Source organism: Bacillus sp. NSP9.1 (genome assembly GCF_000465465.2).
Classification (GTDB): Bacteria; Bacillota; Bacilli; order Bacillales; family Bacillaceae; genus Bacillus; species Bacillus sonorensis_A.
On record NZ_CP048273.1, the window covers coordinates 121822 to 142500 of the forward strand.

Annotated in this window: 17 protein-coding genes, 4 tRNA genes and 1 pseudogene; 16 read left to right on the forward strand and 6 right to left on the reverse strand. The window is 46.7% G+C overall.

The window, feature by feature from the left end:
• Positions 1–24: 24 nt before the first annotated feature.
• The 5 genes from nagE to nagA are packed head-to-tail and all read right to left on the reverse strand — an operon-like array spanning position 25 to position 5015.
• A complete protein-coding gene (gene nagE, locus M654_RS00690) occupies positions 25–1398 on the reverse strand; it encodes an N-acetylglucosamine-specific PTS transporter subunit IIBC (protein ID WP_026589462.1) in 1374 nt (457 codons plus the stop codon).
• A gap of 2 nt (positions 1399–1400) precedes the next feature.
• Positions 1401–2297, reverse strand: coding sequence for an N-acetylmuramic acid 6-phosphate etherase (gene murQ / locus M654_RS00695; protein ID WP_026589461.1), 897 nt, complete (start codon positions 2295–2297; stop codon positions 1401–1403).
• Positions 2294–3025 (reverse strand): GntR family transcriptional regulator, encoded by a 732-nt coding sequence (locus tag M654_RS00700; RefSeq protein ID WP_026589460.1) that lies wholly within the window; start codon positions 3023–3025, stop codon positions 2294–2296. The genes murQ and M654_RS00700 overlap by 4 nt, the downstream gene beginning before the upstream one ends.
• Positions 3022–3768: a glucosamine-6-phosphate deaminase gene (gene nagB, locus M654_RS00705; protein ID WP_026589459.1), complete on the reverse strand. Its 747-nt coding sequence runs from the start codon at positions 3766–3768 to the stop codon at positions 3022–3024. The genes M654_RS00700 and nagB overlap by 4 nt, the downstream gene beginning before the upstream one ends.
• 2 nt (positions 3769–3770) lie before the next feature.
• Positions 3771–5015, reverse strand: a complete 1245-nt coding sequence (gene nagA / locus M654_RS00710; RefSeq protein WP_077735885.1) for an N-acetylglucosamine-6-phosphate deacetylase — start codon at positions 5013–5015, stop codon at positions 3771–3773.
• A 172-nt stretch (positions 5016–5187) separates the two neighbouring features.
• On the opposite strand from nagA, the gene M654_RS00715 reads away from it, so the two are divergent.
• Positions 5188–6069 (forward strand): helix-turn-helix transcriptional regulator, encoded by an 882-nt coding sequence (locus tag M654_RS00715; protein WP_163170540.1) that lies wholly within the window; start codon positions 5188–5190, stop codon positions 6067–6069.
• 37 nt (positions 6070–6106) lie between these two features.
• Here the strand turns inward: M654_RS00715 and M654_RS00720 are convergent, their stop codons facing one another.
• Positions 6107–7312, reverse strand: a complete 1206-nt coding sequence (locus M654_RS00720) for a CynX/NimT family MFS transporter (RefSeq protein WP_026589457.1) — start codon at positions 7310–7312, stop codon at positions 6107–6109.
• Positions 7313–7666: 354 nt separating this feature from the next.
• On the opposite strand from M654_RS00720, the gene M654_RS00725 reads away from it, so the two are divergent.
• The 15 genes and pseudogenes from M654_RS00725 (at position 7667) to M654_RS00795 (ending at position 20482) form a co-directional block, all read left to right on the forward strand.
• Entirely contained in the window at positions 7667–7885 is a 219-nt protein-coding gene (locus M654_RS00725; protein WP_026589456.1) for a hypothetical protein, read from the forward strand.
• Between the two features lie 224 nt (positions 7886–8109).
• Positions 8110–9474, forward strand: coding sequence for a replicative DNA helicase (dnaB, locus tag M654_RS00730; protein WP_026589455.1), 1365 nt, complete (start codon positions 8110–8112; stop codon positions 9472–9474).
• A gap of 314 nt (positions 9475–9788) precedes the next feature.
• Complete coding sequence (locus M654_RS00735; RefSeq protein WP_026589454.1) at positions 9789–11081, forward strand: adenylosuccinate synthase; 1293 nt, start codon at positions 9789–9791, stop codon at positions 11079–11081.
• 58 nt (positions 11082–11139) lie between these two features.
• Complete coding sequence (locus tag M654_RS00740; RefSeq protein ID WP_026589453.1) at positions 11140–11553, forward strand: NUDIX domain-containing protein; 414 nt, start codon at positions 11140–11142, stop codon at positions 11551–11553.
• A 234-nt stretch (positions 11554–11787) separates the two neighbouring features.
• A tRNA-Lys gene (locus M654_RS00745) sits at positions 11788–11863 on the forward strand.
• 10 nt (positions 11864–11873) lie between these two features.
• Positions 11874–11945: transfer RNA gene (locus M654_RS00750), tRNA-Glu, on the forward strand.
• A gap of 85 nt (positions 11946–12030) precedes the next feature.
• Positions 12031–12107: transfer RNA gene (locus M654_RS00755), tRNA-Asp, on the forward strand.
• A 19-nt stretch (positions 12108–12126) separates the two neighbouring features.
• Positions 12127–12199: transfer RNA gene (locus M654_RS00760), tRNA-Phe, on the forward strand.
• A gap of 404 nt (positions 12200–12603) precedes the next feature.
• Positions 12604–13311, forward strand: coding sequence for a response regulator YycF (gene yycF / locus M654_RS00765; protein ID WP_026589451.1), 708 nt, complete (start codon positions 12604–12606; stop codon positions 13309–13311).
• A gap of 7 nt (positions 13312–13318) precedes the next feature.
• Entirely contained in the window at positions 13319–15163 is a 1845-nt protein-coding gene (gene walK / locus M654_RS00770; protein WP_026589450.1) for a cell wall metabolism sensor histidine kinase WalK, read from the forward strand.
• Positions 15153–16520 carry a YycH family regulatory protein gene (locus M654_RS00775; RefSeq protein ID WP_026589449.1) on the forward strand — a complete coding sequence of 456 codons (1368 nt, stop codon included), beginning with the start codon at positions 15153–15155 and terminating at the stop codon, positions 16518–16520. Before walK ends, M654_RS00775 begins: the two co-directional genes overlap by 11 nt.
• On the forward strand, positions 16507–17349 hold the full coding sequence (locus M654_RS00780) for a two-component system regulatory protein YycI (RefSeq protein WP_026589448.1): 843 nt from the start codon (positions 16507–16509) through the stop codon (positions 17347–17349). The genes M654_RS00775 and M654_RS00780 overlap by 14 nt, the downstream gene beginning before the upstream one ends.
• A gap of 14 nt (positions 17350–17363) precedes the next feature.
• Positions 17364–18158 (forward strand): MBL fold metallo-hydrolase, encoded by a 795-nt coding sequence (locus tag M654_RS00785; protein ID WP_026589447.1) that lies wholly within the window; start codon positions 17364–17366, stop codon positions 18156–18158.
• Between the two features lie 82 nt (positions 18159–18240).
• Positions 18241–19455 carry a S1C family serine protease gene (locus M654_RS00790; protein WP_026589446.1) on the forward strand — a complete coding sequence of 405 codons (1215 nt, stop codon included), beginning with the start codon at positions 18241–18243 and terminating at the stop codon, positions 19453–19455.
• Between the two features lie 258 nt (positions 19456–19713).
• Positions 19714–20482 (forward strand): annotated as a pseudogene (locus M654_RS00795) (SAM hydrolase/SAM-dependent halogenase family protein).
• The last annotated feature ends 197 nt before the right edge of the window (positions 20483–20679 follow it).

A 20679-nucleotide genomic window follows, 5' to 3' on the forward strand; every position in this document is an offset into this window, starting at 1 on the left:
CCTTCTAGTGAAGGGGATTCTCTTTTATTCCGTATGTTTTCTCATTTCATTTGCCAAAAACTCGACATCTGTGCCGACGATGACCTGGAGCTCGTGCTGGTTGAGCTTCACGATGCCTTTGGCGCCCAGCGCTTTCAATGTTTGTTCATCCAATTTGGATGCGTCGCGGATCTTAAGGCGCAGCCGGGTGACGCAATTGTTCAATGTGTCGATGTTTTCTTTTCCGCCCAGCGCTTCAAGGTATTGGACCGCAAGCGATTCGTATTTGGAAGACCCCGTTTCCACGCTCACCGGCGCGGCCTCCTGCTCGGTTTCATCTTCTCGTCCCGGTGTTTTCAAATTCAGCTTTGTAATTAAGAAGTAAAAGATGATGAAATAGATGATACCGTACACCAGTCCGACCGGAAGCAGCAATAGCGGTTTTGTGGCGATTCCATAGTTTAAGAGATAATCGATCGTTCCCGCTGAAAAGGTAAAGCCGTGATGGATGCCGAGCATGTTGGTCACGGTCATCGCGCTAGCCGTTAAAATGGCGTGAATACCGAAAAGGAGCGGTGACAGGAACATGAATGTAAACTCAATTGGCTCTGTTATCCCTGTTAAAAACGATGTAAACGCGAGTCCGATTAATAAACCGGCCGTTGCTTTACGGCGGTGTTTTTTAGCGGCGGCGATCATCGCAAGACACGCCGCTGGCAGACCGAACATCATGATCGGGAAGAAACCGGTCATAAATGCGCCCGCATTCGGATCTCCGGCAAAGAAGCGGTTCATATCACCCGTTTTGCCGGCGAATTCGCCAAAGACCATCCAAACCATGTTGTTTAAAATATGATGGAGACCGAGCGGAAGCAACAGCCTGTTCAAAAGACCGAATATTCCGACTCCTAATGCCCCAGCATGAATGATCCAGGTGCCGACGGCGTCGATTGCTTGCTGTGCGTATATCCAGACAAACCCGAAAATGCCCGCGAGGATGATGGAAGAAAAGGCCGTCATGATCGGAACGCAGCGTTTTCCGCCAAAAAATCCAAGCCAGTCCGGCAGTTTTGCATCTTTAAAGCGGTTATACATGACGGCGGCGACGACGCCTGAGATGATCCCGCCGAGAACCCCCATATTGAGGTCTTCATTAATGGCTGCAAGGCCGCCTGTCAGCACAAAATAGCCGATGGCTCCGGACAGGGCGGCGGCGCCGTGTCCGTCCTTTGACAGGCCGATGGCGACACCTATCGCAAAGATGATCGGCAATTGATCGAGAATCGACTGACCTGAAGCGGCAATGAATGGAATGTTAAACAGGTCTTCCCTTCCTAAGGCAAGGAGCAGTCCCGCGGCAGGAAGAACGGCGATCGGCAGCATCAGGGCGCGGCCGATGTTTTGAAGAAATCCCAACATTGTTAAAACCCCTTTCGATAATAGTGAATTGCTTTTTTTAAATGGCCGTTTACATGGGCTAAACAGCGTCCGGCATCTTCCGAAGATCCGTTTGTCAGCACGATAAAGATCGCAGCCTTAATGTCGAAGCTGCTTTCTTTTAAAGCCTGCAAAGCTTCCTCCCGCGAGACGCCGGTTGTATTCATTAATATGCTGATGGCCCGGTTGGACAGCTTTTGATTGAGCAATTTCATATTGACCATCTCGTTTTGATAAACGTGCCCGAGCCGCACCATTGCAGCGGTTGACAGCATATTCAGAATCATTTTTTGCGCGGTTCCGGCTTTGAGGCGGGTTGAGCCGCGGATGATTTCCGGTCCCGTTTGCACCTCAATCGCGATTGCGCTGATTTTGCCTGCTTCTGTCCCTGTATTGCAGCTGATCGATACCGAGACGGCCCCCATCTCTTTGGCATAGGATAAGGCGCCAAGGACATAGGGAGTTGAACCGCTGGCCGTCACGCCGATGAACAGATCGTCTTTTGAAAACGAATGCGCCTGCAATTCGGCGACGACCTTTTCCGGGTCATCTTCATTTTCTTCAAGCGGCTTCCACATTGCTTCATGTCCCCCCGCGATAAGGCCGACCCACTGATTTTCATCGATGGAGAATGTCGGCGGCAATTCCGCGGCGTCAAGGACAGCTATTCTGCCGCTTGTACCGGCTCCGGCTGTAAACACCCTTCCGCCGTTCTGCAGGCAGCTGACAATTTCGTCGGCGGCATCGGCAATTTGGGGGAGGTGAGGCTTGATGGCGCCCGGAAGCGAACGGTCTTCTTCATTCATCAAAGTGACGATTTCCAACGCGCTCATCTCATCGAGCGCTCTGCTTTTTTCATTGGTTTCCTCTGTCTTCTTCATGTTTCTTTCCTCTTCATATCGATGACGAATTTGTAGCGGTCGCCTCTGTAGACGGATTTCACCATTTCAAACGGTCTGCCGTCTTCCAAATAGCTGCATCGCTCAATCAAAAGAACGGGCGCGCCCACATCAATGTCGAGCGGTTCGCTTTCTGCCTGGGTCGCGATAGACGGCTCCAATGTCTGTGCCGCGCGGTCGATGGTGAGAGACAGCGTGTTTTCAACATAGTCGTACAGTGAGGCGCTCATAATATCCTCTGTCAGACCTTTTATCAAATCGGCCGGCAAATATGAGATTTCGTATGCCATGGGAATTTCGTCGGCAAGGCGGATCCGTTTCACTTCGTAGACGGGTGAGCCTTCCGCGATCTCCAATTTGTGCGCCGTTCGCTGATCACAAGCGATAATGCCGAATCCGAGCATGTTCGTGCCGGGTGTCATGCCTCTTGATTTCATGTCTTCAGAAAAACTTGTCAACCCTTTGAGAGGCTGCTCAATCTTCGGCTTGGCAATGAATGTTCCTTTCCCCCGCTTCCGTACGAGGATGCCTTCGTTGACAAGGTTGTTGACCGCTTGCCGGACGGTCATTCTGCTTACTTCATATTTCTCGGCAAACTCCCTTTCCGAAGGAATCAAGTCCCCGGGCTTTAAGTCTTTTGTTTCGACCATCTTTTTGATTTCAGTTTCAATCTGGTAGTAGATGGGGATGTGGGAATCTTTTTTTATCAATCGATCATACCCCTTTCTTTCACAATCGATAGCGCATCACTGTCAGCGATGATGACGACATCCTGGTGTTTTTTTAATATGGAAGCGGGGATGTCTTCACTCGGTTCTTCACTGAGCAGTTTGGCCAGAATGCCGGCTTTTTTCGCCCCTGAAACGAGCAGCAGAATCTGTTTGCTTTTCATGATTGTCGAAATACCCATAGTCACAGCCTGGGACGGGACGGACGAAAGATCATCGAAATAGCGGGCATTGGCTTTTCGCGTTGATTCTGTCAGTGTGACGACATGTGTTTGAGACGAAAACGGTGTCCCCGGTTCATTAAAGCCGATGTGACCGTTTAAGCCGAGGCCGAGCAATTGCAGGTCAACACCTCCCAGCCGCTCGATCAACTGCTCATAGCGTCTGCATTCGACGGCCAAATCTTCCGCCATGCCATCAGGCAAATAGGTATGGCTTAGGGGAATATCGATATGGTCGAACAGCTGGTTTTTCATATAGCGCGTATAGCTGTTCTCATCATCAGGTGAAATCCCGACATACTCATCCAGGTTCACAGTGTATACATGCTTATAGGACGTTCCATTTCGCACGAAATCTTCCCTCAAGGTTTGATACGTCCCAAGAGGCGTTCCTCCTGTCGCAAGGCCAAGCACGGGTGCAGAGAAGCGATTCACTTTGTCGATGATGAATCGGGCGGCTTTTTGACTCATATCCTGATAATCTTTAGCTTCAATGATATTCATGGTTAAACCTCCCTTTTGTTGAACGCGATAACCCCTTTGCACAGCGTCATCACAACTTCGCTTTTTTCGTTCAAAACGATCAAATCGGCATCCTTTCCATTTTTGATGCTGCCTTTGCGGTCGAAGATCTGAAGCTGTTTGGCAGGGTTTACCGCTGTCATATGGACGATGTCTTCCAGTGTACATTCAGAGAATTCCATCATGTTCCGGGCAGCCTGATCCATCTTCAAAATACTGCCGGCCAATGTGCCGTTCTGAAGCACGGCTTTCTCATCCTTTACAAACACCTCCTGGCCGCCTAATGTATAAGTTCCATTCTTAAGACACTTTGCGCGCATCGCATCGGTGATTAAAATGATGCCCTCTTTCTGTTTTTGCCGGAAGGCCAGTTTCATGACGGCTGGGTGGACGTGAATCCCGTCTGCTATCAGCTCAGCGATCAATTCACGATGTAAAAGGGCGCTGCCCGCTACCCCGGGCTCCCGGTGGTGCAGACCCCGCATGCCGTTGAACAAATGGGTGACATGTGATAAGCCCGCTTCGATCCCTGCCTCCATTTCCTTTAACCCTGCATCAGAATGGCCGGCTGAAGCGACAACACCGGTTTTATTCAAATAAGAGATGAGCTCTAAAGAGCCTTCCAGCTCAGGCGCGATCGTCACCTGTTTAATATGGTTCCCTGAAAGCTCCTGCCATGCTTTGAATAAAGATAAGTCAGGCGGAATGATGGCATCGGGCGGCTGGGCCCCGCATCGCTTTTCTGAAATAAAAGGGCCTTCCAAATGAATCCCTAAAACTTCGGCAGTGCCCGGACGAATGTCTGACTCCATATAGCGTTTGACATTTGCCAAGGCTTGTTCGATGCTGGCAGCATCCTGGGTCATCGTTGTTGCGAGAAAGCTTGTCGTCCCTTCTTTCGGAAGGGCTTCAGCCATCGTGTTTAAAGCTTCGGGCGTTCCATCCATGACATCCGCGCCGTTTGCACCGTGAATATGAACGTCAATCATCCCGGGGAGCACTTTAAAGTTTTCCGGAAATGTCAGCGGCTCAGCGGTCTGTGCAGCTTCGGGAAGCTCTGACATTGATCCGCAAGCCTCAATTGTTTCTCCATTTGTCAGGACAAATCCATTTTCTATCATTCCATTTTCACTGTAAATACGAAGATGTTTTAAAATATAGCGTTTAGTTTGGTTAGTTTTCACAGCCAAAAGTCCTTTCTTGAAAACGTTATCATCAGTATAGAACATTATAGTTCTAGTTGTCTAGACCATTAACAAAAATATTTTTCTTCTATCCAATCATACATCATGACACACCGTTTGCCGGCTTTTTTGTCAGGTTATATCCACATCGCAAAAAAAATCAAAAAAGGCGATGCGGAATCCAGTATTCTAGAGGTGAAAGGAGACTGCGGCCAACATGCATTATGAAAGGGCGGTTCAAAAAACGATCGATTGGCTTGAATCACATTTGCACGAGCAGATTTCAATCGAGGATATTGCCGGTGTGTCGGGATTTTCCAAATTTCATTTTCATCGTATTTTTCAAGCGGAAGTCGGGATGTCAGCCGCTTCCTATATTCGTATGAGGCGTCTTGCCCATGCTGCTACAGACCTGCTTTATACAGATCACCGTATCATCGATATTGCGCTGCACTATCAGTTCGAGTCACAAGAAGCGTTTACAAGGGCGTTTAAAAAGCTGTATCACATGCCGCCGGGCGCATACCGGACATTGATGAGGCCGATCGCTTCAAAAAAGGAGGAATCTTGGATGGAGAAAAACATGAAAGGCTGGGTACTAAGCGGAAGCCACCCGTTTCAATTCGAAATGGGGATAGATCGGGAACATGTACTTCACGGCAAAGCTTCAGGCTATTTAAAATCAATCATGGTTCAGGATATCGGTGAGTTTGCCACGATGATGCAGCAGTTTAAGGCTGACCGCTACTGCGGGAAAAGGCTGCGTCTGTCCTGCTTTATCAAAACGAAAGGAGTGCAGCATTTTTCTTCTCTTTGGATGCGGGTCGACAGTGCGGCGGAGGATGTGCTTCAATTTGATAATATGAGCAATAGGCCGATTACGGGAACGACGAATTGGAATCGTTACGCCGTAGTATTAGATGTGCCTGAAAACAGCGCGGTCATTTCATTTGGGATTCAGCTATCCGGCCCCGGTCATGTGTGGATCGATCATGTCACATTTGAAGAGGTTGACGAAAGTGTTCCGTCAACGAATATGGAAATACACGGTGAACTCTTAGAAGAACCGGTTAATTTATCATTTGAGGAAGAGTTATAAAGGGAAAAAAGCTGCCGGGAAATCCCGGCAGCTTTTTTTATGCTGGTTTGGCGTAGATATACTGATTTCTGCCCGCGCCAAGCCCTGCACCAATGAGAGCGACAAGCGCGGCGACGAAAAGCAGGATCGGTCCGTTCCATGAATGCATATGATCATATAAAAATCCGACAAAACTAGGGCCGATCGCCGCCAGCAAATAACCCGCGGATTGCGACATTCCTGATAAAGCTGCCGCCTGATCGGCGTTCTCGCTTCTCAGTCCGATGAGAGCCAGCGCCAAGCTGATGCTTGAACCTTGTCCAATTCCGATCAGAATCACCCAGAAAGTCAGCATGGCCGTACTGCCTCCGTATAAAAGGCCTGACATCCCGGCTAAGTAAAGAATGCCGAGAGCAAGGACGATGCTTCTCTGATTTCGGAAACGACCGGCGAGCACCGGTGTTAAAAATGTCGACGGAAGGCTGGCAAATTGCATCAGCGACAGCATCCAGCCGGCAAGCGACATGCTCATCCCGTGGGAGCGGAGGATTTCAGGCAGCCAGGCGATCGTACAATAAAACAAGAAAGACTGAATGCCCATAAAGAAGGTGACCTGCCAGGCGATTTTGGAACGCCAGACGGTTTGTCCCTCCGTTTTGACGCGGACGGTGCTGTTGGCCGTGTCATGATAGCGCAGCTGCGGAACCCAGAGCAAAATGGCGATAAACGCCAATCCCGCCCATACCATCAGTGAAGCGCTCCATCCCCACTGCAAGCCGTGAGCAAGCGGAATGCTGATTCCGGAAGCGAGCGCCGCAAATATCGACATGGACGTTGTATACAAACTTGTCATGATGCCCGCTTTATCGGGATATTTGTGTTTGATGAGGCTTGGCAGCAGCACATTGCAGATGGCGATCCCGACTCCGATCAGAGCGGTTCCTGTAAGCAATGTAAAACGATCCCCATAGGAACGCAGCAAAATGCCGATTAACAGAACGACCAATCCCACCCAAAGGGTTCTTTCATTGCCCAGTTTCTGTCCGAGCTTTGGAGCGATTGGAGAAAGAAACGCGAAAGACAATAGCGGCAAAGTCGTCAAAAAACCTGCCATCCCGTTTGTCATGACCAAGTCGGAGCGGATCGAACTGATCAATGGTCCGACTGATGTAATGGCGGGTCTTAAATTAAAAGCGATAAAAATAATTCCGGCAATCAATAAGATATTGTGTATACGGGTGCGTCGAGCGTCATTGTATTGCATGCTGTATTCTCCTTTGCTTTCAGGTGAAAAAGTGACATGAAAAAGAAACCCGGAACGCGGTCCAAGGTTACTTTTGGCGATCCTGCTTCTGTATGACGGCAAGTTTTCAAGCGGAATATGCTGCGGCATATGGCATGGTTTGTTCGGACAGGAAGATTTAAGGATTCCGAAAGGTTTTGCGCCGCTTCGGCTCATATTATAAAGACTTCTTCTTTTCCTCCATTTTCTATTGTACCCGAGCGTCCTAGGGACGCAACAGTAAATATGAGTGACAACATTTATTGTAACATCATATAACAAATGAGTTGGAAGAAAAAGAGAAAGAGACTATAAATGAAATAGGAGGTGCTACGCATGAATACGACATTATCGGCATTGAAAAAGAAATTGTATGAGCTTCAGGTCAGATCAAAAGGCCTTTACACATTTGAAGAATACAAAGATATGCGCAATGTGCTGCAAACGCTGAGGATGAGGTTTGCAGCTTATGAGGAATGGGATTTATATCAACATGCGACCGATCTGATGGTCAGCATGCTGTTTAAAAACAATTGGAACGGCAGGCTGGACTGAAGGTCAAACACCTTTAAGCTTGTCGTTTTTACCGCCTGCGGCTGTGCGGCCGCCCCCGTTATACCCGTCACTCCTTTTTCTCCTGTACAGGTCAACACTTCCTTTCCGCGAAGCTTTCTATGAAAATATTTCCGAATAAAGGGTTTCTTCCAGAGTCTATTTTTTTTCTGTGAAAATGGTAAAATAGACGTTGGGTTATTTTTTATGGGAGGACGGTGCTTAACATGACAGATCTTCTGAATGACAGGCTGCCGCCGCAAAATATTGAAGCTGAGCAGGCCGTGTTAGGTGCTGTTTTTTTAGAACCATCGGCATTAACTTTGGCGTCAGAAGTCTTGATTCCAGATGATTTTTACAGAATGTCGCACCAAAAAATATTTAACGCCATGCTTGTTCTCGGGGACCGCGGCGAGCCTGTAGATTTGGTGACAGTCACATCAGAGCTTGCGAATACGGATCTTCTGGAAGAGGTCGGCGGAATTTCTTATTTGACGGATATTGCAAATTCTGTGCCGACTGCGGCTAATATAGAATATTACGCAAAGATTGTAGAAGAAAAATCGATTCTGCGCCGCTTGATCCGTACGGCAACGACGATTGCCCAAGACGGATATACGCGGGAAGATGAGGTCGAGGATCTTTTAAGCGAAGCGGAAAAAACGATTATGGAAGTCGCCCAGCGCAAAAATACAGGGGCCTTCCAAAATATTAAAGATGTTCTTGTGCAAACCTATGACAATATCGAACAGCTTCACAACCGCAAAGGGGATATTACCGGAATTCCGACCGGTTTTACGGAGCTTGACAGAATGACAGCCGGCTTTCAGAGAAATGATTTGATCATCGTTGCCGCGCGTCCATCTGTGGGGAAAACCGCTTTTGCTCTGAACATCGCTCAAAATGTGGCGACGAAAACGGACGAAAGCGTCGCGATCTTCAGTCTTGAGATGGGAGCCGAACAGCTTGTCATGCGGATGCTTTGTGCAGAAGGCAACATCAACGCACAAAATCTCCGTACCGGAAATTTGACGGAAGAAGACTGGGGCAAGCTGACGATGGCGATGGGAAGCCTGTCAAACAGCGGCATTTTCATTGATGATACACCCGGCATCCGCGTCAGCGAAATCCGTTCAAAATGCAGACGTTTGAAGCAGGAAAACGGACTCGGCATGATCTTAATCGACTATTTGCAGCTCATCCAGGGAAGCGGCCGTTCATCGGACAACCGCCAGCAGGAAGTATCGGAAATTTCCCGTGCGCTAAAAGCGCTGGCGAGGGAGCTTGAAGTTCCGGTCATCGCCCTTTCCCAGCTTTCCCGCGGCGTCGAGCAGCGCCAGGATAAGCGCCCGATGATGTCAGACATCCGGGAATCGGGAAGTATCGAGCAGGATGCCGATATTGTCGCTTTCTTATATCGCGATGATTACTATGACAAAGAATCGGAGAATAAAAACATTATCGAAATTATTATCGCAAAACAGCGGAACGGCCCGGTCGGCACCGTTTCACTCGCATTTGTCAAGGAATACAATAAATTCGTGAACCTGGAGCGTCGCTTTGATGATGCGGGTGTTCCGCCTGGTGCATAAATCCCTAAGACATGTTCTTAGGGATTTTTTTGTGTTCTTACCTGTCTGCGAAGCTAAGGGGCGGAATAGGCGCCTTGATTGTCTACATATGTGCCGTTGTCCAAAAATTTGCATGTTCGCTAGTTTTTGAGTTTTTAAGTGAAAAACTGTTTCTCAAAAAGGAAAATTGTAAAATTAATTTTATAATAACGAACGAAAATGTTACGTTGTAAAATTAATGTTCGGATTTACAATTGACTTTAAAGCGTGACACTGATAAACTGATTATGTTTGATATTGATATCGTTTGAAAAGGTTAACGGAGGTGGACGGATATGTCTTCAGTAGTTGTTGTCGGTACCCAGTGGGGTGACGAAGGAAAAGGAAAAATTACCGATTTCCTTTCAGAAAACGCGGAAGTGATCGCACGGTACCAAGGCGGAAATAACGCAGGACATACGATTAAATTTAACGGGGTTACGTACAAGCTGCACTTGATTCCATCCGGTATTTTTTATAAGGATAAAATATGTGTGATCGGCAACGGAATGGTCGTTGATCCGAAGGCATTGGTGACAGAGCTTGCCTATCTACATGAACGCAATGTCACAACTGAAAACTTGAGAATTTCCAACAGAGCCCATGTCATTCTTCCGTATCATTTAAAGCTTGATGCGGTGGAAGAAGAACGGAAAGGGGCAAACAAAATCGGCACGACGAAAAAAGGAATCGGCCCGGCCTACATGGATAAAGCGGCACGCGTCGGCATCCGCATCGCCGATCTTTTGGACCGTGACGTTTTTGAAGAAAAACTCGCCCGCAATCTGGAAGAAAAAAACCGTCTGCTTGAAAAAATGTATGAAGCGGAAGGATTTAAAATAGAAGATATTTTGGATGAATATTATGAGTACGGTCAACAAATTAAACAATACGTCTGCGACACGTCGGTCGTCTTAAACGACGCGCTTGACGACGGACGCCGCGTCCTGTTCGAAGGGGCGCAAGGGGTCATGCTTGACATCGATCAGGGGACATATCCGTTTGTCACGTCTTCAAACCCTGTCGCGGGGGGCGTTACGATTGGATCTGGTGTCGGCCCTACAAAAATCCAGCATGTCGTCGGCGTCTCAAAAGCGTATACGACACGTGTCGGAGACGGCCCTTTCCCGACGGAACTTGAAAATGAGATCGGAGATCAAATCCGCGAGGTCGGCCGCGAATACGGCACAACGACCGGCCGCCCGCGCCGCGTCGGCTGGTTTGACAGCGTCGTTGTCCGCCATGCCCGCCGCGTCAGCGGAATTACGGATCTTTCTCTCAATTCAATCGATGTATTGACCGGAATTGAAACGCTGAAAATCTGTGTCGCATACAAATACCGCGGAGAAATTCTTGAGGAGTTTCCGGCAAGCTTAAAAGCGTTGTCCGAATGTGAGCCGGTCTATGAAGAAATGCCGGGCTGGACTGAAGACATCACAGGAGCGAAAAACTTGAGCGATCTGCCTGAAAATGCGCGCCATTACCTTGAGCGGGTTTCCCAGCTGACAGGCATTCCGCTGTCCATTTTCTCCGTCGGCCCTGACAGATCTCAGACAAATGTGATCAGAAGCGTGTACCGTCCGAACTAACTGATCCAAGCCTCTGCCGTTGTTGCAGAGGCTTTCTTTATCAAAAGGAGGCAAACAAATGAAACGAGTTGATGTCGTCTATTCATTCGCAGAAGAAAACGGGCAAGTCCTGATGGTGAAAAACAGAAAAAATCAATCATGGACGCTGCCGGGCGGCAAGGTTGAAGCGGGAGAGTCCCTGCCGGAAGCGGCCTCAAGAGAAATGAAGGAAGAAACGGGATGCGGCATTGAACCCCTCGGGATTTTAGCATTAAATGAAGCGGTGATCGGTGACGAGCACGTCTATTTTATCGTGTTCAAAGCAACGGTGACAGACCGTCCTGACACTCTCACATTCGATGAGAACATTCTTGAAGCGAAGTGGATGCCCATAGATGAGGCGAATCGGCTGTTGTCGGTATTTCACCCGCACGGAATCATGCACTGGGTAAACACCGAAGGAGCGGAGTATTTTCATGAAGGGGAAAAATAAATAGAAAAAATATAAAAAATATATTGCCACCTCTGTTCGTTCTATGATAATATAAATCTCGTTGTTGCGAAAAAGAATTTGCATCACTAGAGCCATTAGCTCAGTTGGTAGAGCACGCCCGAATACGCTTCGGAGAATTCGCTTCAGCGTACACATCGAGAGGCATCTTGAAAAAGCTTTCTGAGATGTGGACGTCGTTATGCTAGATTAAATCTAAGGGTGTCATTTAATTTTGAGCCATTAGCTCAGTTGGTAGAGCATCTGACTTTTAATCAGAGGGTCGAAGGTTCGAGTCCTTCATGGCTCACCATTTTCTCTATGGCCCGTTGGTCAAGCGGTTAAGACACCGCCCTTTCACGGCGGTAACACGGGTTCGAATCCCGTACGGGTCATTGATTTACTTTAGCGTTATTGCTAAATCCCCGCTTGCTTCGGAAGGACCACGATTCCTTCCCGAAGCAGGTACTGTAAAATAGAGGTCCGGTAGTTCAGTTGGTTAGAATGCCTGCCTGTCACGCAGGAGGTCGCGGGTTCGAGTCCCGTCCGGACCGCCATTTTAAAATATGAATATTTGGCTCGGTAGCTCAGTTGGTAGAGCAACGGACTGAAAATCCGTGTGTCGGCGGTTCGATTCCGTCCCGAGCCACTTTAATAAAGCGCGTCTGTTAATGGAACAGATGCGTTTTATTTATAGGTTGAAATATAGAATAAACGAGAAAGGGAACAAGAAAGGAAAAAAAGGGAGGCCGGAGGACCCGGCCGAAGAAGAAGACGTTACTATATAGACGTGTTCATCATGAAAGATGTTTCATTTTTCAGTAAAAAAAGTAATGAAAATTTAATGAAGGGGTCCGAGTCAGCGCCATTCTATTCGGATGACATTTCCAAAACTTTTCCCTTGAACTATTTTTTTAATTTTTGTCTCATTAACGTTATAATGTATAAGAAATCTATTTTCATGAATGAGCTTTTTATGACGACTTGATATAAAACACAAACAGCTCTCTCCCTGAGCGCTGTACGATAACTCTGAACCAGGAGGAATGGATAATGGAAAAAAAGATACTTGTTGTAGATGATGAACAGCCGATCGCTGATATTTTAGAATTCAATCTGAAAAAAGAGGGCTATGAAGTCCATTGCGCATATGACGGCATTGAAGCGCTGCAAATGGTCGAGGAGCTGAATCCCGATTTAGTCCTGCTCGACATCATGCTTCCAAATAAAGACGGTGTCGAGGTGTGCCGCGAAGTCCGAAAAAAATACGACATGCCGATCATTATGCTGACCGCAAAGGATTCAGAAATCGATAAAGTCATCGGTCTGGAACTCGGTGCCGACGACTATGTGACAAAGCCGTTCAGCACACGCGAACTGCTGGCCAGGGTGAAAGCCAACCTGAGAAGACAGAACACAGCGGTGCCGGCCGAAGAAGAAACATCTTCAAACGAAATACAAATCGGGTCGCTCGTTATTTTTCCGGATGCCTATGTCGTTTCCAAACGCGATGAAACAATCGAACTGACACACCGGGAGTTTGAGCTTCTGCACTACCTTGCAAAACACATCGGACAAGTCATGACCCGCGAGCATTTGCTGCAGACCGTGTGGGGATATGACTACTTTGGAGACGTCCGCACAGTTGACGTAACCGTAAGGCGCCTTCGCGAAAAGATTGAGGATAATCCGAGCCATCCAAGCTGGATCGTCACAAGACGAGGCGTCGGCTATTACTTGAGAAACCCAGAACAGGAATAATGCCCAAATGAATAAAGTCGGTTTTTTTCGCTCCATACATTTTAAGTTTACTTTAATATACATCCTGCTGATCATCGTCGCCATGCAGATCATCGGTGTCTACTTTGTCAGGGAGATGGAGGAGTCCCTTCTGAACTCTTACAAAGATTCACTTGACCAGCGGGTGAACAACCTCTCCTACTATCTTGAGCAGGAGATGACGAAAGACAGAAGCACCGATTCTTCAACTACTTTGAAAGACGATGCAGAGCGGATTTTGAATGATTTTAGCAAGGAAGGCGAAATCCTTGAAGTCAGCTTGATTGATAAAAGCTATGAAGTCATCGCAACTTCCAACCCGTACAATCGGGAAGTAGCCGGTAAAAAGACAACAGAGGGCATCATCAAACGAACATTGCTAGTCGGTATCCCGTACGGAAACAATTTTTTTGATCCGGAACGGGACAGCAGGGTGCGGATTTCCGTCACACCGATTAAAAAATCCAATCAAGAGACGATCGGGGCCATCTATGTCGTCGCCTCGATGGATGATGTCTATACGCAAATCCGGACGATCAATACGATTTTAGCGTCCGGAACACTTATCGCTCTCGGGATCACGGCTTTCCTCGGCATTTTTGTCGCGCGGACGATCACACATCCGCTTTCAGATATGCGAAAGCAGGCCATTGAGCTGGCAAAAGGGAATTTCTCGAGAAAAGTCAGGAAGTATGGAAACGACGAGATCGGTCAATTGGCCACGACTTTTAATTATTTAACAAGAGAGCTGAAAGAAGCTCAATCGATGACAGAAGGAGAACGGAAAAAGTTATCTTCTGTTATCGCCTATATGACGGACGGAGTAATCGCGACAAACCGCAACGGCGCCATTATATTATTAAATTCACCGGCTTTAGAGCTTTTAAATGTTTCACGTGAAACGGCTTTGGAAATGCCGATTACCAAATTGCTCGGTATTGAAGATGAATACTCGTTTGAAGACTTGGTCGAGCAGCAGGACTCTCTCCTTCTGGAGATTGACCAGGAAGAACGGACATCTGTGCTTCGCGTCAATTTCTCGGTGATTCAAAAAGAGCACGGGAAAATTGACGGGTTAATCGCGGTTATTTACGATGTCACAGAACAGGAGCAGATTGATCAAGAGCGCAGAGAGTTTGTCGCAAATGTTTCACACGAGCTCAGAACGCCGCTGACGACGATGCGAAGCTATTTAGAAGCGCTTGCGGAAGGCGCCTGGGAAGATCCAAATATTGCGCCGCGGTTCTTGAATGTGACGCAGAATGAAACAGAGCGCATGATCAGGCTTGTCAACGACTTGCTGCAGCTTTCAAAGTTTGACAGCAAGGACTATCAATTCAACAAGGAATGGGTTCATTTCATCCGCTTCTTTTCACTTATCATTGAGCGCTTTGAAATGACAAAGGAGCAGCACGTTGATTTTATCACCCATCTGCCTGACAGAAATTTATATGTTGAAATAGATCCGGACAAAATTACACAAGTGCTGGACAATATTATTTCAAACGCGCTGAAATATTCGCCTGAAGGCGGCCACATCACCTTCTCCGTTGATGTCAATGAGGAGGAAGAACTCCTTTATATCAGCGTAAAAGATGAGGGTGTCGGCATTCCGAGAAAAGATGTGGAAAAGATTTTCGAGCGTTTTTACCGGGTGGACAAAGCGAGAACAAGAAAGCTAGGCGGAACCGGCCTGGGTCTTGCGATTGCAAAAGAAATGGTACAGGCCCACGGCGGAGATATCTGGGCCGACAGTATCGAAGGCAAAGGAACGACGATCACATTTACCCTGCCATATAAAGAGGAGCAAGAGGATGATTGGGATGAAGCGTGAGACAATGAAAACGATAATACTGTCCTTACTGATTGTGATCAGTCTCCTTTTCACCTTCAATATTTGGGGATTTCAGGGGAATTACGAAAGAGTTGAAGATTCTCAGGCGCAGGTCAGCGACAAGCAGCCGATTACAAACCAGACAAAGCTGTTAAATGAAGCCGTAAAGCCGCAGCAGATGTTTATTCATGACAATGGGAAACATTATTTGCTGAATGATATGACGCTCTATTCACAGCTCTGGGATGATATGAGCCACTGGGAAGTCAAGTCGTTGAGAGACATCTCAGACGAATTTGATAAGCAGAAGTTCAAAAACTGGCTGTACGCGAAAAACAAATTCGCCTCCAAATTGGATCTCGTTTTTAGCGACAATATTCCAATCGATGTGCTGCAGCCGCTGTTTAAATGGTCAGCCAATTCGTATGAGTATAACTCATTTGACCGGGTCATTCTTCCTTTCAATGGAGGAAGCGGCACGAAAAAAATTTATTTTGTCTCCTTCAGCAAAGAGACGGTTGTTGAAGCGGAAATCGAATCGGCTAATTACCGGAACATCCTCTCAGATATTGAGAAAGAAAAATCGCAGATGCCGCTTTATAAGGATTATGAAATTAATGCAAGAAGAGATGTGCTGCTGCCGGTTAATAAGCTGAAGATGTTTGAAAAAGAGTATTTCACCGAAACAATCAGCCCGACGCGTTTTAAAAATGCCCTGTTTGATGACCCTCAAACCGTGCGGCAGGAAACGAACTTAAACAGGCCGGTATATTCGGATGGAACAAGCCTTTTAGAGGTTTACTCAAACAATAGAGAAGTGAAGTTCCAGCACCGAAATTTAGAGCCGAGTTCTTCCTACCAAAATGGAGAACTGATCAATAAAAGCTTTAAATATTTAAATGATACCGGAAGCTGGACGGACGATTATCAGTTTTTCGGCTTGAATGAAAACCAGCAGGTCACCTTTAATTTGTTCATGGATCAGATGCCGGTCGTCAACAGCCAGAGCCAGCCTTTTGGAACGACATCCATTGAGCTTCGCTGGGCGAACAATGACATTTTGGATTATAAACACCCGACATATGTCTTAGGAGCGAATGCAAATCCGGTCAGCAAAAAAGAGAAAGAAATCATGAGCGGACAAGAGCTGATTCAATATTTGAAGGACAATAAAGAATACAACTTTGACAAGATTGAACAAATTTTCCCCGCTTATGAAATGGTTTCAGTATCAGCGGAACAAGACCCGCTTGTTAAACTTGTGCCGACATGGTGCATTAAAATAAACGGGAAGGTGCAGCCGGTTTCCGAAAAGGATGCAGTGGTCAAGGAGGGCGTTGAAAGTGGAGTGGAATAGAACAAAAACAATCTTCATCATCGTCTTCCTGATCCTTGATATCTTTTTGGCGTATCAATACTTTGATAAACGGAAAATCAACCAGTTCCCGATTTTAGAAAAGTCGACACTGCAGGAAGATATGAAAGCAGACCATATTTCCTACGGCAATTTGTCGAAGGAGACATCAAAAGGCTCTTCAATCTCCGCGCAAAAAAGGATCTTTAAACCGAGCGAAATTAAATCGTTAAAAGGGCAAAAGCCGAAAACAGATCTGTCGAAAACAGACCCCTTAACAGAAATCAAAATGGTATTTGATGATCCCATTGTGCTGCCGAAAACGGATATGAAAACAAAAGCAAGGGAAATCGTCGATGAGGAAATCATTGACGGCAGCAAGTATAAGTTCTGGAAGATCGACAAGTCTCAAAAGCAGATCATCTTCTTCCAAACGTACAAAGGAAGCTACATTTTTCAGGATCGACAGGATAATACCAACAATGAAATGGGAGAAGTCGTTCTTTATTTTAATGATAAAAATGAAGTCGTTTCTTATAAACAGTCAATGCTGCAGGACATAAAAGAGGTCAAAACAGAAAATCTGATTTCGGCGGTTGGTGCGGTTGAAGCGTTATACTATCCGGATTTTCTGAAAAAATACAGCAAAGTCAAATCGGCTGAACTTGGATATTTCACACAGTATCCTTTGGCAAGCGCCCAGATTTTCGTACCGGTCTGGAGAATCGAAGTAGAACGCAAAACGGACGACAAAACGATAAAGGAAGAATTTATCGTGGATGCACGGGACGGCGCTGTTCTTCAATCACAGGAGAAAAAGGAAAAATCGTAATGGAGTGAGAAACCATGAGCCTGCAATTTAGCGTACTTGCGAGCGGGAGTACCGGAAATGCATTTTATTTGGAAACGGATGACCACGCTTTTCTTGTTGACGCAGGGCTTAGCGGGAAGGCAATCGAAGGTCTGATGTCGCAAATTGACCGGAGTTTGGACCAGCTGGACGGAATTTTTGTCACTCATGAACACAGTGATCATATTAAAGGTCTCGGTGTGCTGGCAAGAAAATATGAGCTTCCCGTCTATGCCAATGAAAAAACGTGGAAGGCGATGGAAGGCCATATCGGCAAAATAGACAACGGTCAGAAGTTCGTGTTTCCGATGGAATCGGTAAAGTCGTTCGGTTCTCTTGATGTTGAATCTTTTGGCGTCTCTCATGATGCTGCAGAACCGATGTTTTACGTTTTTCACTATAATGGACGAAAGCTTGCGCTGATTACGGATACCGGCTATGTCAGCGACAGAATGAAAGGCATTATCCGCTCGGCCAACGTCTTTATTTTTGAAAGCAACCACGACGTCGGGATGCTGCAGATGGGCCGCTATCCATGGAATATTAAGAGGCGGATTTTGAGCGACATCGGCCACGTTTCAAATGAAGATGCCGCATTGGCGATGAAAGATGTCATCGGAGACGAGACATCAAGAATTTACTTGGCTCATTTAAGCCAGGACAACAATATGAAGGAGCTGGCGAGAATGTCGGTTCAGCAAACCCTTGCCGCCAAGGGATTGCTGGCCGGAGAAGCCTTTGATTTATTCGATACGGATCCCAAAAAGCCAACACCTCTTGCAGCCGTATAAATTTTTCTTGTTCAATGATTAATCTGAAAGGATATGATCCACACTATATACATATATCGTTCCTTGAAAGGATTTGAATATAGTGGATTTTAATCATGATGAGGAAAAGTATGTTCGTCAAAAGCCGGAAAGAAATTGGAGAAGCTTTTTGTTTTCCAGCTTGATCGGTGCCGTGATCGGCGCTTTGCTGACAGTCTTTGCGCTGCCGTATCTTTCCGAACAGGGGCTCTTGCCGTACAACCTCCAGGTCATTGAATCGAACGGGGGACGGACGGCAACCGGACAAACCGGAACGGTGCGCAATGTCTCAGTCAATGTCAATAATGAGGTTACACAAGTCGTTTCTAAAGTATCCGATGCCGTGGTCGGCGTCATCAATATCCAAAAAACAGGGGTATGGGATGAAGACGGTGAAGCGGGAACCGGATCAGGTGTTATTTATAAAAAGGACGGCAACACATCACACATTGTGACAAACCATCATGTGATTGAAGGAGCGACGCAAATTGAAGTCAGCTTGAATGACGGGACAAGACTTCCGGCAAAACTGATCGGCAGCGACAGGCTGATGGATCTTGCCGTTCTTCAAGTCAACAGCAATAAAATAAAAGCGGCTGCCGAGTTTGGAAATTCCGATAAGGTCAAGACAGGCGAGCCTGTGATTGCAATCGGAAACCCTCTCGGCCTGCAGTTCTCAGGTTCTGTCACACAGGGCATCATTTCTGGAACAGAGCGGGCTGTTCCAGTTGATTCGAATGGAGATGGACAGCCGGACTGGAATGCCGAGGTATTGCAGACAGATGCCGCCATTAACCCGGGAAACAGCGGCGGCGGACTGTTTAATATCGACGGCAAAGTGATCGGCATCAATTCGATGAAGATCGCAGAATCAGCCGTAGAAGGGATTGGACTGAGCATTCCGGCAAACCTCGCGATCCCTGTTATTAATGATTTGGAGAAATACGGTGAAGTGAGACGCCCGTATCTCGGAATCGAGATGAAGTCCCTTGGCGATATCGCCAGCTACCATTGGCAGGAAACGCTTAAACTGCCGGACAATGTCACTTCAGGCGTTGTTGTCATGGGCGTTGCCCCAATGTCGCCTGCAGGAAGAGCGGATCTGAATGAACTTGATGTCATCATTGAGTTCAACGGCGAGCGGGTATACGACATCGTCGACCTGCGCAAAGAGCTTTATACGAAACATGTTGGCGACACAGTGAAATTGAAATATATGCGCGGCGGAAAAGAAAAAACAACAGAAGTGAAACTGTCGCGGTCCAAATTGGGCAATTAATCAGGAACAGTCTGGCGAATCGAGCCAGGCTGTTTTTGCATGCCTTTATGATGAAGGAGATAAAAATTTTCGTCAAAGCGTTAATTTTTAATTTTAGCAATAAAATCAACGGTAGAAGAACCGAAAAGAACATTTTTGACCTAAGCAATTTTCTTATATTGATTGATAAAAACCGATTCTACGGAAAAAACGGACAAGGGCTCGTATTGCGTTTCATTTCGCCGTGCTGTATGATTTTGACAAGGAAACGGAGATGGGATGAGTCAGCATGCGCTTGTATTGCAATCGGATTTTGGCATTGACGACGGGGCGGTCAAATTCGGTTGACAGTTCAATCCGGATTTTCGATTTAACACACAACATTCTCGTGTTTCACATTTGGGAGGCCTCATACCGCCTGCTGCAAACCGTTTCTTATTGGCCTGAAGGAACGGTATTTGTGACCGTCGTCGATCCCGGTGTCGGCTCAAAACGGCGAAGCATTGCCGTAAAGATCGCCACAAATCAATATATCATCACACCGGATAACGGGACGCTCACCCATATCAGCAGGAAAATTGGAATCGCCGAAGCCCGTCAGCTCGATGAATGGCAAAACAGACTTCCAAAGTCCGGCGAGTCGCATACGTTTACGATCGTGATATTTATGCATACACAGGAGCCAGACTTGCTGCAGGCATCATCGGCTTCGAGCAGATCGGCCCCGAGCTCTCCGCGAATTCAGTGATCAAGCTCCCTGTCATGGAAGCCTATATAGAAGATGAATGGATAACAGGCACAATCGATATTTTGGATATTCGCTTCGGCAATCTGTGGACGAATATCAGCAGGACGCTGTTTAGCACGTTAGACATTCACTACGGAGATGTATTGGAAGTCATGGTGATGAATAACGGACACAAAGTCTATCACCAGGTCATGCCATTTGCGCGTTCATTTGCCGCAAATCCCGGTGGGCCAGCCGCTTGTTTACGTGAATTCGCTGGACAATTTGGGGCTTGCCGTCAACCAGGGATTTTTTGCTTAGTCACACGATATTGAAACTGGAAACGATTGGCGAATCTCGCTTCGCAAAATCAAGACACCGGCATAAAAAAACCATAATAAAACAACCTGGCGGAAAATCCAGGTTGTTTTTTGTTCGTTCAAAATACATAAAAATGAAAAAATCAATGATGAAGTTGATGAGAAAGGAAGGGATAAATGTTCAAAAAATGAGCCTAA